Raw genomic sequence first — 12,287 nt, 5'->3', positions numbered from 1 at the left:
TAAAACATGGCTGTATTAGTTGATGAAAACACAAGAGTAGTCGTCCAAGGGATCACCGGTAAGGAAGGATCCTTTCATGCGACTCAAATGTTGGAATATGGTACAAAAGTAGTTGCCGGAGTCACTCCAGGCAAAGGTGGCCAGATCTGGACTTCCGAAACAGGAAAAACTGCTCCTGTTCGTAACACCATCAAAGATGCAATGATCCAAGACGGTGCGAACGCTGCCGTGATCTTTGTTCCCCCTCCTTTCGCAGCTGATGCGATTTTGGAAGGAATCTTTGCTGAGATCCCACTCGTAGTTTGTATCACGGAAGGAATTCCTACTCACGATATGCTAAAAGTATACAGTGTGCTTCGTAATTCTAAAACGAAACTGGTAGGACCAAACTGCCCCGGTGTGATCAACCCTCGCTACAATGTAAAGATGGGAATTATGCCAGGTTTTATCCACACTCCTGGAAACATTGGTATCGTTTCTCGTTCAGGAACTTTGACTTATGAATCCGTTGCTTCCCTTACTGCGGCAGGCCTTGGCCAGTCCACTTGTATTGGAATCGGAGGAGACCCTGTTCCCGGAATGAACCACGTAGAAGCAGTTCGCCTCTTAAATGAAGACCCGGACACTGAAGGAATCGTTGTGATTGGTGAGATCGGTGGAACTTCGGAAGAAGAAGCCGCAGCTTACATCAAAGCCCATGTAAAAAAACCAGTGGTTGGTTTTATTGCCGGCCAAACAGCTCCTCCAGGAAAACGTATGGGTCATGCCGGTGCGATCATTTCCGGGGGCATGGGAACTGCCACTTCTAAAATTGCTGCAATGAAAGACGCTGGAATCAGCATCTGTGCACATATTGGGGAAGTAGGCGATAAAATGAAACAAGCCCTTAAAAAATAAGGGTTTGCCTCAAAAAAAACAGCTATTCAAAGGGAATGAGGAGTCTGAATTAACAGTATGGAACAACGTTCATGGGTTTCAAGTACATTGATCCTCCTCGTTTCCGTCGGCCTATTGGCTGCGGAATCTGGAGATAAGGGATTTACACTTAGCTTACAAGATGCAGTCAAGTATGCCATTGAAAACAACCGCGAGGTCATGCAGGCCCGTTTGGAGTTAGCAAAAGCAGATTCTTCTCTTATGAAATATGAGGGAAAGTATTCTTGGCGAGCTCTTTCCAAAGCGGAATTGGATCAAAAACAATTCCCTTTCAACCAAAACAATATCTTTACGGGAACTAAAACCCAAACCAATACCTATAGTGCTGGGTTAGAAAAACTCTTCACAACAGGAACGTATTTTAAGTTAGAAGCAAAGTCACAACGTTTTGACTCGAACGCTTTTGAAGATCCGAACAAAACTCCTGCGGGATTTACAGCTCTCGGCCTTCCTCCGTTATATACAGATACTCTTTCCGTAACCATTGCCCAGGATTTACTAAAAAATGCCTTTGGTGCTAATGAAAGAAATATGGAAAAAATCCTAGAAAACCAAACAGAGATTTTGCGGGAGCAAATGGAAGACCAAGTCGCAAGTAAAGTGGTTGCCACTCTTGTAGATTATTGGAATTACTCTGTGAAAGAATCTGGATACCAAACCTTCGAACAACTTTTAAAAAACACAAAGAATGTTCGGGATCTTACCATCCGCAAACAAGGACTTGGGCTTTCTGAAAGTTTTGAAGTCAACCAATGGAATGCCCTTCTCTCTCAAGTGGAAGGACAAATGGCACAAGCAAGTGCAGAAAGAGAAGAGGCTCGCCGTAAACTCATTCGTTCTCTCAACCTTCCAGAAGATACCATCTTCCAAAAGACAACACCTCTTTCGGAATCTCTTCCTACGAAGTTGGACTACCAAGCCGATATCGATTACGCATACAAACACAGAGCAGATTTCCGTGCCATCGTCCGAAAAAAAGAAAATGCAGAACTTTCGATGAAAACTGCTAAAAATGAAGCGCTCCCATCCTTAAAAGCTGCGGGCACTTACGGATACCAAGCGCAAAATACGATTAGTCCACAAAACAACTATTCTGATAACCGTCATGGAGTATTTTCTTACCAATATCCCGTAATGCAAGGTTCCCTTGACCTTTCTTATCCGATTATGGATAAGGGAGTGAAGGCCGGAATCCGCGATGCAGAAATCCAAAAACGCCAAGTTTCTTTGGAAGAAGCAGACCTCGTGAAAGCAGTTTCTGATGATGTTAAAACACGGATTGATATCTTAAAGGCTTCCTACCAGGTATTGGAAAATGCAAAACGCACTGAAGACGAATCTAAAAAGTATTACAATGGAGTGTTACGTTCCTTCCAACAAGGAAGTTTCAATGCACTCGCAGTCAAAAATGCTTTGGATACTCATGTGCAAGACCAGTTGTCACTTGTCCGAGTCAAAGTAGATTACAACATCAATTTACACAGATACTATGTTGCCAAAAATGCTTTGTTTGAAGAATACGGAGTGGAAAGATCCAAGCTCCTACCTGAAAATCTTTAAGACTAAAACGGGAGGATTCTTTTGATACGCTCCCGTGTATTTCTTGCTTTTAGCCTAGTTTTTCTTTTTATCGCCCTTGTTACTTATGCCTTTGTTGACTTTCGAGAGAGAGAAGACAAAGCCTACGACCTCTACCAATCGGAATCCTATCTCAAAGTCCTTGGACTTTATCAGGAGAAAGAAATTCCCTCCAGTGAATTAGAACTCACCATCCTTTCCGAAACCATCTCTCAATTGGAAAAAAAATTGAACGAGAAGGAAACAACCAAAGAGCTTCAATCCTTTTTCCAATCACGTTCGGAAACCAAACTTGCAGAATGGGAAACCACTCGTGGAACCTATTACCATATTCAGGATCCATACCTTCCCAATTTAAAAAAACATGGTGACGGTTACAAAAGAGCTCTCATCACAAAGATTGTGACACTCACTAAGCCAATTCCCAAACCAGAAGTGACAAACCTGCTCCTAAAACTCATTCTGGAAGATCCACGCGGAATGGAAGATCGGTTTAGCCGTGCTCTCACAAACCTACTTAGTTTTCCTTTTGAACCCATTGGAGAGATTGAATCTGAATTTTTATTACAAAGTTTACATTTTTTAGCCAATACAACAAATACCAATCTCTTCCACCAAACAGCGATTTTACGAGGAAAAAATGTCAACCTTCGTAGTGGACCAGGCCGCGAGAACTCCGAAGTGGGAAAAATCACGGAACCTGAACAGGCAATCTGTTTAGAAGAAGATGCAGGTACAGAAACCATTGCCGGTAGTTCCGGACATTGGAAGAGATGTTACTTTCCTAACCTACAAAGATCCGCATGGATTTTTTCTGGATTTTTAACAGAGGTTCCTCCCAACCCCACTCTCATTGCAGAATTGGAAAAACGATTTAAGTCTAGCGAAAATGAGGTTCGGATCGATTTTGAAGGTTGGAATGGAACCCAAATCCCTGCCACCTTCTTTGGTGATTATATTCCCAGAGACTCGGTTCGTATCTCAGGCGAGACAGGATTTCCGATCTATGGTCTAACTAAAGAATCAAAAGGTTTACAGAGAATTTGTAAAAAACTCGCAGGTGACAAAAACTACTTTGAGTTTTCCTTCCAACCTACAGACTCCAATCTCCCTATCTCTTTTTTAGAGCTCCACCTAAATTACGAAAACAAGGATCACCTAGCCTATTCTATCTCTTTGGATAAAGAATCCATTTGGGTAAATAAAAATCGATATGTCCTAGACGGTGAAAAAAGAAGAGAAAACCTGTCCTTACACATTGGATCTCGCAAAGGGGACAAATGGAACGCAAGTCTTTGGAGACGAAATACGGGACTCATCCAGTCCATCCATTCTTTTCCTTTGGATGAATCTGCCCTTTCATCGGGCGGTTATTCCTGGGAAATTTGTCTCCCACTAGCAAAAGAACCGAACAGGGAACAAGTGATACTCTTTGAAATTAGAACAGGAATCCATTAGAGGGGGAACTATGGCTACCTACGATTACCATTGTAATACATGCGGAAAAGACTTTGAACACGTTCAGTCAATGAAAGATGATGCACTCACAGAGTGCCTCTGTGGAAAAAAAGGAACTGTCGAACGCCGAATTTCAGCCAGTGCAGGAATCATCTTTAAGGGATCTGGATTTTACGTAACCGATTACAAAAAAACCGACTCTGGTTCCACTCCGCCTTCGACTGGCAGTAGCGATTCAGGAACTCCTTAAGGTCTCTCTTTGGCACCCAAAGGCCGATTAGCCATTATCGCTGGTGGTGGGGAACTTCCCCATATTGGTATGACAGAAGCACTTCTTGCCGGTGAGGATCCCTTATTTCTTGGACTTATAGAATCGGACTTCACTCCGAGAGAACACAGTGCACGTACAATTCCGGTCCACATCACCCAAGTTGGCAAAATTCTAAAAACCATTCAAAAAGAAAAAATCACCCGTATTTTGATGCTTGGGAAAGTTCGCAAAGACCTACTCTTTCAAAAGCTAAAATTCGATCTAAAAGCCCTGGCCATCCTTGCTCGCACCATCAACCGAAACGACTACCCCATCTTTCTTGCCATAGCCGATGAGTTTGAAGCCATGGGTGTTAAAGTCATCTCCCAAAAGATCTACTTACAATCCTTACTGCTTCCAGAAGGTCGTTACACCCCTAAAAAGTTTAGTTCCCAAGAATTAAAGGATATCGACTTTGGGATGTTCTACGCTGAAAAAATGGCCGATTTAGACATTGGCCAAATGGTTGTTGTCTGTGACGAATCCGTCATTGCCGTGGAGGCAGTAGAAGGGACAGATGAAACTATCAAACGAGGTGGAGTGTATACCAAAAAGAAAGGTGGTGCCGTTGTTTGTAAAAGCCCTAAAGCCAAACAAGACAATCGTTTTGACCTCCCGACCATAGGAATACACACCTTCCAAGTCATGCTCGAGAGTGGTTGTAAAACACTTTGCATTAGGGAAGGTGAAACTTTAGTAGTGGATCCAAAAGCAGTGATCGAATTTGCAACCAAACATAAGTTAAACTTTTGTGTTGTAGGAAAAAGCGGAAGTAAGGTTCTCAATGGTAACCAAAAAAAAATCCCATCTACATGAGTCAGACAAAAATATCCTAGTCATTGCCGGCGAACATTCCGGCGATTTACTCGGAGCTGATCTATTACAAGAGCTCGCAATCCTCGAACCAGAATATAAATTCTATGGAATTGGTGGGGAAGGAATGATCGAACACGGACTTGATTCCATGGAAGAACTGGAACATCTCAGTGTGATTGGATTTTCGGAAGCTTTAAAAAAATATAGTTTCTTAAAAAAGATTTTCTACCGCGTTTTAGACGAAACGGAACGCCGACCAACCAAACTCGCCATTTTAATTGATTATCCAGGATTTAACTTACGTTTGGCGAAAGAGTTAAAGTTACGAGGCATTCCCACAGTATTTTATGTATCTCCTCAAATCTGGGCCTGGAAATTCAACCGCATTTATTTTATCAAAGAACAGATAGCGCTTATGCTTACCCTCTTCCAATTCGAGGAAGAAATTTATACCGAATATGGTGTGAACGCAAAATTTGTGGGCCATCCCATCACCAAACGGATTCCAGAAAAACTAAAAAAAGAACCTGTGATCACGGAGAAACTTCCTGATTCCCACCATGGTTATACAGTAGGACTCCTTCCTGGTTCCAGAAAAGGGGAAATTCGTAGGCTCATTGATCCCATTCTTGGGACTGCGGCCCTTCTCCACGAACAATGTAAGTTAGAGAAAAAGAAGATTGTTTTTCTTCTCCCGAATATCAATGCCAAAGAAGAAACCTTCCTTTTGGAAAAAATTGATTCCTTAAAACAAATCCATCCCGATATCCAAATCCATTACCTATGGAATGCATCCCTGCGAGTGATGGAAACAAGCGACTTACTTCTCATAGCCTCAGGAACAGCCACTTTGGAAGGATTGTATTTTGAAACCCCGATGGTGATTCTCTATAAAGTGAGTCTGTTTACTTATCTTCTCGGATCTTTGTTGATGAGGTCAAAATTTATAGGTCTTGCCAATATTCTATCTGGGCAGGAAGTCTGTCGGGAAATTACGCAAAATGAATGCCAACCGAAGTATATTTTCCAAGAGGCATGGAAGATTTTATCTAATACAAAATTAAGAAATAAAATGAAAGGAATCCTTCGAGACGCAAAAGAAAGGGAACTGGGAACTACAAATGCATCCAAAAAGGCGGCAAAGGAAATCCAGTCACTCCTTCGAACCCTTTCGAATTAAACGAACCACACGATTCTCCCAAGTTCCAATCCAGGACTTGGGTTTCAGGTCTGAGTATAAAAAATAACCTTTAATGGTTTCTTCATCACTGGGCCGAAGGCGAATGCCTACAGAGTCCAATTCCAAACTGAGGTCTCCTGCCCCATTCCAAAGCACTTTATTTTCATTCGGTTGAATATTGATTGAGTGCGTTTTATTCTCCCATTCCAAAATCCATTCCCCACCAAACGCCGGCAACTTGGATACTTCGGGTGCTATGTCTGCAGGATTTTTGGTTTCTTTGCAAACGAAAAAGAAAAGAAGGAAAAAAAGAAAACTAACAGACACTATTTGATGACGCATTTATTTTCCTCTTCTGTAAAACTAAAACTTCCTCTAGATTCTCCAACGAGCCCATACGTGGTAAAAGCATAGTTTCCATTTTTGTTATTTCCATAACCTTTTAAGTCTAAGGATTCGCTTGTAACCACTAAATTAGAAATATAATCCATATCGGAATAACGACTCAAATCAAATTCCATCTGGAAAGGTTTTTTCAGTGGGCTTAAATCCATTTCCAATTTAGAAACCAAATCTGCTTCCTTTAAACTCACTCCAAAAAGTTTCAGAAAATAGGAAGTTCGGGCATCTTTATGAAGGGTATAATAATCACTTCCCATACTATTGAAACTATAATCCAAACTGACATGCGTGGGTTTTAGTTCGGCTCCACAAAAATTCATCCACGGATCGGACCAGGGATATTCATTTAAAACCAAACTAAATCCAAAGTTAGGTGTCTTACTTGCGAAGTAAGAAATCATTGAAATCTTTGAATTGGAATTACCCAAATTCAAATTAAAACTCATCCTTCCGTCTTTGACTAAAAAATTTCCTTTCGATTCGCCAAGCGATTTGGATCCACCAAAAGGATAATAATTGGCAATTTGAAATCCGAGATCTAGGTTCATCGATTCTAAGAAGTATTTATAAATCTTAGTTTGATAAAAGTATTCTTCCGGAATTAATTTCTCTTGGCGTTCCCGAATTTCTTCCAAGGTCTCCCTTTTCCAATCCTCATACAAAGGTTTCCAATCGCTTCCATTTAAGTCTGGTGTTTGGAAATTAAGTTTTGTTTTGGAAACCATCGGATAATAATAAGAACCATCCGTTTTTTTCGAACGACCCCAAACACTCAAACCTGCTCCAGATAGATGAGAAGGTTTTCCAAAAAGCAGAGAATCAAAATTCAAATCCCATTCATTGCCTTCCAATAGTTTCAACGAAAGGTTTCCTTTTTCCAATTGTAACAGTCGGGAATCCCACTGGATTTCCGAACCGCTAAGTTCACCCCGGAGTTGGAACCATTTATTTTTATCACCAGACTCGGTTAACTCTATATTCCCTTTTAGAACTCCGGACAAAGGAAGATTAAAATTGCCAGAAAGATCAGATATCCTTTCTGCAATGTTTTCAAGTGATTCAATTTGGAATTCTAAATGTCTTTCTAGAAGTGGCTCTTTGATGGTTTCCGTTTTGACAGAAGTTTTGATTCGAAAGTCCGTTCCCAAAAATTCCCTTTCTTCTTTATTGGGAGTGAAAAGAAAAACTTCCCGAAACCTAAATCCATCCAAGATATAGTTTTCAAAAAATGGAACTGGTATGAGTGAATTTTCAAACTCTACATCACCACTTGCTGTAAATCCAGATAGGGGATCCCGAAAAATCTTCCCTTCTCCCGAAAGGACTGCCGAATGTACGTTGGAGCCAAATAGATAATTGGTAAGGATGATGGCTTCTTCCGATGGATAATTTTTCCATTTAAACTCAAATTGAAACTCATCCAAATTCGTTTCGGAAAATTCACCCTCTCCTTTAATTCGAGTTGTGTTAGGAATCCAAAACCAACCGTTGTTATACGAAAGATATAATTTTTTACTCTTTCGTTTCAATACAATATCCCAACCCTCTTTCCAATCCACTAATGTAGAATCGTTTTGTTTGACGGTAAGCCTTGCATCATGAAATCGAATGTCTTTTAATTTACTCTTTTGCGCATATTCGATGAGTTGATTTCGTAAACTCGCATTTTCGTTCAAAACCAAATGCGGACTATAAAAATCTATTTGTTCGACTGTGGGTGAATCTTTGAAGTAACTTGATAACCGAAAGGTAACTTTTTTTACCTTCAACATGTGGTCGTTAAAGGAGAAGTCTTCTTCATTGGAAACTACTAAGTCCTCAATAATGAGGCCTTCTCTAAGAGAAAAGTCAAGGACACCGATGTCGACCGCCTTTCCAAGTTCCTTATTGATCGTATAGGAGACCACTTTTCTAAGTTGAACCAAAGGAATGCGATAGTTACGGAGGTAGAATTCAAGGCCATAATAACAGAGAATAAAAGCGAAAAAAATGAAACCGAGGGCCAGAAATGAAAATAGAACCCGTTTGTTTTCTCGGATTCTATTTAGTAGTTGGGAAAGGGATTGCCTATAAACATATAGGCGTTGAAAAGAAAGGATCCGTTCCAAAAGAACTTAGAGTTTGCCCTCCGGCTGCAACACTTCCAAACACTCTTTCTGAATGGACTTCAGAGTTTCGTTGTTGGGAAATTCTTCCAATCCTAAATTGGCAACTTGCAAACCTTTTTGGTAAAATCCTGTATTCTTATATTCAAAGCCCATTTTCAAATAGGTCTTCGCAGCAGTTTCAAAATAGAATTCGTCTTTCTTTTGGTTCCCCTTGGTATAAGTCTTTGTAAGAGTCGCAAGAGCCGGATAGTATTCCCGTTCCGCTACCAGGGATTGAACCACTAGTTTTTTCCGTTCCATAAGGTTTGTGTTTTTGTCTAATCTTTCGGATTGGTTCAAAAACTGGATGGCTTTAGAATATTCGTTTTTTCCCACATAGGCTTTTCCCATAGTGAGGTTCCACTCAGAAAGCTGGACCGGGTTGGACTTAGCCTGGTTCACTTGATTGAGGGCAGAGATAGATTCATCATATTTTCCAAGATCTAATAAAAGTTTTCCTTTTCGGATCACTAGTTTGTCTCGGGATTCGTCAGAGAGAGAAGAGGATTTGAGATCAGCATCGATGGATTCGATTTGGGCCAAATGAGACCCGGTGTTTACTTTAGAAACTCCTGTATTCAGGGTTCCTTGATTTGATGCGCAATTTTCAAATGCCACTACCAACGCCAAAATGAGGGTTAGTGGGAGAATCGATTTCATTAGCCTACCTTTAGTTTGTCTAATTCCTCTAAGAAATTCTTAGTTTCTGTGTCTCTATCCTTCGTTTCCATAGGGAAAAAAAGAACAGCGTCCTGAGACAGCTCATTTAAAAACCGAGAGGGGCACTCTCGATTTGCTCCCCAAATTTGCGTCTTGTACGAGCCGAAGTCAAGTACAATTTTCGTCTTGGGCGAGTCATACCCACGTAGAGAAGGCGTCTTTCTTCATCGACCACTTCCCCTTCTTCTTCTATAACACGTGAGTTCGGTAAAATTCCCTCTTCTAAGCCCACTAAAAAAACTAAATCGTATTCCAGTCCCTTGGACTGGTGCATGGTGAGGAGCTGGACCCGTCGGTCTTCCTCATCTTCTTTGGGTTCGTCTTCCATGAGAAGGACCAACCTTTGCAAAAAGTCAAATACGGTGGCTTTGCCCTCTCGGCCCTCTTCTTCTTCAAAAAAGGACAACATATTCACAAGTTCACTCAAATTGTAGATCCGAGCTTTGACCACTTTCTCCTCGGTTTCTTCCATGGAGATTTCTCTCTCGAATCCGATTTGGGTGATCATTTCCCGAAGCACTGGTGCCATCTTGGGCGACATAGCAAACTTCTTTTTAAAGGCATCCACAAGTTCCACAAATTGGTAGATTTCTTGTCTGACCTTAGCTTTAACTTCGGGCAAATAGTCGGGACTCTCGATCATTTTATGAAAGATTTCGTATAAAGACAGTTTATGGGTAAAGGCTTCCTCTTGGAGTTTTTGCATGGTACCAGGGCCAATCCCTCGTTTGGGATAATTGATGATTCGAAGAAGAGAATAATCATCCTTAGGATTTGCCACATAACGTAAGTACGAGATACAATCCCTGATTTCCTTACGGTCAAAAAAGTTATAACCACCTACTACTTTGTAAGGAATACTGCGGTTGCGAAGTTCTTCTTCAAATGGACGGGATTGGAAGTTGGTCCGAAATAAGATGGCAATTTCTTTTCCTTTAAATTCATTTTTAATGAGTAAGGTTTGGATTCTTCCCGCTACAAAAATGGCTTCTTCTCTTTCATCTGCGGTTTCATAGTATTCCACTCGTTCGGCGGAAGGAATACGGCTATAAAGAGTTTTTTCCTTTCGGCCTTTGTTGTGTTGGATGAGAGAGTTTGCAGCTTGGATGATGAGTGAAGTGGAACGGTAATTTTCCAAAAGTCGCACCACTTTGGCATGAGCGAATTCTCTTTCAAAATTTAAAATGAGCTGTACATTCGAACCACGAAAGGCATAAATACTTTGGTCATCATCCCCTACGACACAAAGATTGTCACTTGGCCCTCGGAATAAGGATAAAAACTCGTATTGGAGTTGGTTTGTATCTTGGAATTCATCCACAAGAAAGTATTCATGTTTTCTTTGGTAATAGGCAGCAATTTCAGGAAACTCTGCGAGAAGGCGCTTGGGAAGCAAAATCAAATCATCAAAGTCGATTGCATTTTTTTCCTTGAGACCATCTTCATACATAGAAAAAACTTCGGCTGCGACTAAATCAAACTCCCCTGTTTGGCCATTGTCTGCCGGATGGACTTGTGTGTTTTTTGCATAAGAAATTCTTCTTAGGATTTCTTTAGGAGGAACTTTTTTTGGGTCCAGTCGTTTGGCTTTTAAAAGGTCGGAAACAAAGGCTTCCTGGTCAGTTCCATTAAAAAGTAAAAAGGTTTCGTTATAACCAAGTTTGGTAATATGTTCTTTAAGTATTTTTAAACCTAACGAATGAAAGGTGGAAAGAGTGATTCCTTTGAGTTTTTCCCGGGGAACCATTTTGCGAAGCCTTTCGGCCATTTCTTTGGCACTTTTGTTGGTAAAGGAAAGGGCTACAATTTTACTCGCAGGAATTTTCACTCCCTCGATCATGTGCGCAATGCGGTTAGTGATGACCCGTGTTTTTCCCGACCCCGCACCAGCGAAGACAAGAAGGGGGCCTTGGATGGTGGAAACTGCTTCCATTTGCGCCGCATTTAATTTCATAAGGAGACCGGTAAGGGACATAATCCAAAGAAATCCGATCCGGTCGAGTGAAAAACGGCTGTTCTTTATTGCTTAGGAGCCGTTTCCTTCCAGGATTTGTTCTGGCCATGGAAGTTCAAAAACCCTGCAAAAACTGGGTCCTCTTCCACTGGCAAAACGGATCGAAACCGGATCCAATCAAGAGTGGTATATAAGGCAATTTCAGAGAGGCCCACTTTCCCATCGGTAAAGAAAAAATGACCATTTAACTCGCGTTTGATATAATCCAAAATGGAGCTGATTCTCAGTGCATTTTTGGTTAAATAAGGAGCCGCATCAGGTTTAATCCCCTCTTTGTTTAAGTAAAAGATAAGAATGGCATTGTCGAGAGCCTGATCAATTGCTGTTTGTAAATTTGCTTCACGGTAATGGTGGGGCCCTGCTTTGGGTCTAAAGTTCCCGGATCCTTTGGTTTCAAAAAGATAGTCGATGATGGTATGGCTATCCCAAATTTTCACATCGTCAATCTCAGCGTAAGGAACTTTCCAAAGTGGGTTTTTGTCCCGAAGTTCCTTTTGACCTGCCTCGGTCATTGTATCCACCATCGTAAAGGGAATCCCCAATTCCAAGCAGAGAAAACGAATTCTTCTTACAAAGGGAGAGGTAATGCTACCATATAATTTCATAAGTAGATAATTTTCATTGTGCTTCCATCCTTCAAGAGTAAGTTTTTTATAATTTTAAAAAAGAGGAAAATCTCTATACAATTCCTGGAATCAGAAATTCCTTTGATTGAAGGAAACAGAA

10 protein-coding genes and 1 pseudogene are annotated in these 12,287 nt (G+C 40.9%); 6 read left to right on the top strand and 5 right to left on the bottom strand.

What is annotated here, in order from left to right; all coding sequences use genetic code 11:
• Positions 1–6: 6 nt before the first annotated feature.
• Genes sucD through lpxB form a run of 6 tightly spaced genes read left to right on the top strand, consistent with a single transcriptional unit; the run spans position 7 to position 6,278 of the window.
• Positions 7–897, top strand: a complete 891-nt coding sequence (gene sucD / locus LEP1GSC195_RS02310) for a succinate--CoA ligase subunit alpha (protein WP_015679870.1) — start codon at positions 7–9, stop codon at positions 895–897.
• A 57-nt stretch (positions 898–954) separates the two neighbouring features.
• Complete coding sequence (locus tag LEP1GSC195_RS02305) at positions 955–2,496, top strand: TolC family protein (protein ID WP_040506222.1); 1,542 nt, start codon at positions 955–957, stop codon at positions 2,494–2,496.
• 21 nt (positions 2,497–2,517) lie between these two features.
• Entirely contained in the window at positions 2,518–3,972 is a 1,455-nt protein-coding gene (locus tag LEP1GSC195_RS02300) for an SH3 domain-containing protein (RefSeq protein ID WP_015679865.1), read from the top strand.
• A gap of 10 nt (positions 3,973–3,982) precedes the next feature.
• Positions 3,983–4,222, top strand: a complete 240-nt coding sequence (locus LEP1GSC195_RS02295) for an FmdB family zinc ribbon protein (protein ID WP_040506269.1) — start codon at positions 3,983–3,985, stop codon at positions 4,220–4,222.
• A gap of 9 nt (positions 4,223–4,231) precedes the next feature.
• Positions 4,232–5,098: an LpxI family protein gene (locus LEP1GSC195_RS02290; protein WP_015680144.1), complete on the top strand. Its 867-nt coding sequence runs from the start codon at positions 4,232–4,234 to the stop codon at positions 5,096–5,098.
• Entirely contained in the window at positions 5,067–6,278 is a 1,212-nt protein-coding gene (gene lpxB / locus LEP1GSC195_RS02285) for a lipid-A-disaccharide synthase (RefSeq protein WP_015679938.1), read from the top strand. Before LEP1GSC195_RS02290 ends, lpxB begins: the two co-directional genes overlap by 32 nt.
• Here lpxB and LEP1GSC195_RS02280 read toward each other — a convergent pair.
• The 5 genes and pseudogenes from LEP1GSC195_RS02280 to LEP1GSC195_RS02260 form a co-directional block, all read right to left on the bottom strand.
• Positions 6,252–6,620 carry a hypothetical protein gene (locus LEP1GSC195_RS02280; protein ID WP_015679827.1) on the bottom strand — a complete coding sequence of 123 codons (369 nt, stop codon included), beginning with the start codon at positions 6,618–6,620 and terminating at the stop codon, positions 6,252–6,254. The genes lpxB and LEP1GSC195_RS02280 overlap by 27 nt on opposite strands.
• Positions 6,605–8,788 carry an LIC_12586 family protein gene (locus LEP1GSC195_RS02275; RefSeq protein ID WP_015680105.1) on the bottom strand — a complete coding sequence of 728 codons (2,184 nt, stop codon included), beginning with the start codon at positions 8,786–8,788 and terminating at the stop codon, positions 6,605–6,607. The genes LEP1GSC195_RS02280 and LEP1GSC195_RS02275 overlap by 16 nt, the downstream gene beginning before the upstream one ends.
• 6 nt (positions 8,789–8,794) lie before the next feature.
• Positions 8,795–9,487 (bottom strand): LIC12587 family lipoprotein, encoded by a 693-nt coding sequence (locus LEP1GSC195_RS02270; protein WP_015680025.1) that lies wholly within the window; start codon positions 9,485–9,487, stop codon positions 8,795–8,797.
• Positions 9,487–11,501: pseudogene (locus tag LEP1GSC195_RS02265) on the bottom strand (ATP-dependent helicase). The gene LEP1GSC195_RS02270 and the pseudogene LEP1GSC195_RS02265 overlap by 1 nt, the downstream one beginning before the upstream one ends.
• A 65-nt stretch (positions 11,502–11,566) precedes the next feature.
• A complete protein-coding gene (locus LEP1GSC195_RS02260; RefSeq protein ID WP_015679839.1) occupies positions 11,567–12,166 on the bottom strand; it encodes a glutathione S-transferase family protein in 600 nt (199 codons plus the stop codon).
• Between the last annotated feature and the right edge of the window lie 121 nt (positions 12,167–12,287).

Source organism: Leptospira wolbachii serovar Codice str. CDC (assembly GCF_000332515.2).
GTDB classification, from domain to species: domain Bacteria; phylum Spirochaetota; class Leptospiria; order Leptospirales; family Leptospiraceae; genus Leptospira_A; species Leptospira_A wolbachii.
This window is presented reverse-complemented; position numbering and strand designations above follow the sequence as displayed.

What these genes read in the sequence shown, in the direction of transcription:
- sucD (WP_015679870.1), top strand. Translation starts at nt 7, where the DNA reads ATGGCTGTATTAGTTGATGAAAACACAAGAGTAGTCGTCCAAGGGATC.
- LEP1GSC195_RS02305 (WP_040506222.1), top strand. Translation starts at nt 955, where the DNA reads ATGGAACAACGTTCATGGGTTTCAAGTACATTGATCCTCCTCGTTTCC.
- LEP1GSC195_RS02295 (WP_040506269.1), top strand. Translation starts at nt 3,983, where the DNA reads ATGGCTACCTACGATTACCATTGTAATACATGCGGAAAAGACTTTGAA.
- lpxB (WP_015679938.1), top strand. Translation starts at nt 5,067, where the DNA reads ATGGTAACCAAAAAAAAATCCCATCTACATGAGTCAGACAAAAATATC.
- LEP1GSC195_RS02280 (WP_015679827.1), bottom strand. Translation starts at nt 6,620, where the DNA reads ATGCGTCATCAAATAGTGTCTGTTAGTTTTCTTTTTTTCCTTCTTTTC.
- LEP1GSC195_RS02270 (WP_015680025.1), bottom strand. Translation starts at nt 9,487, where the DNA reads ATGAAATCGATTCTCCCACTAACCCTCATTTTGGCGTTGGTAGTGGCA.
- LEP1GSC195_RS02260 (WP_015679839.1), bottom strand. Translation starts at nt 12,166, where the DNA reads ATGAAATTATATGGTAGCATTACCTCTCCCTTTGTAAGAAGAATTCGT.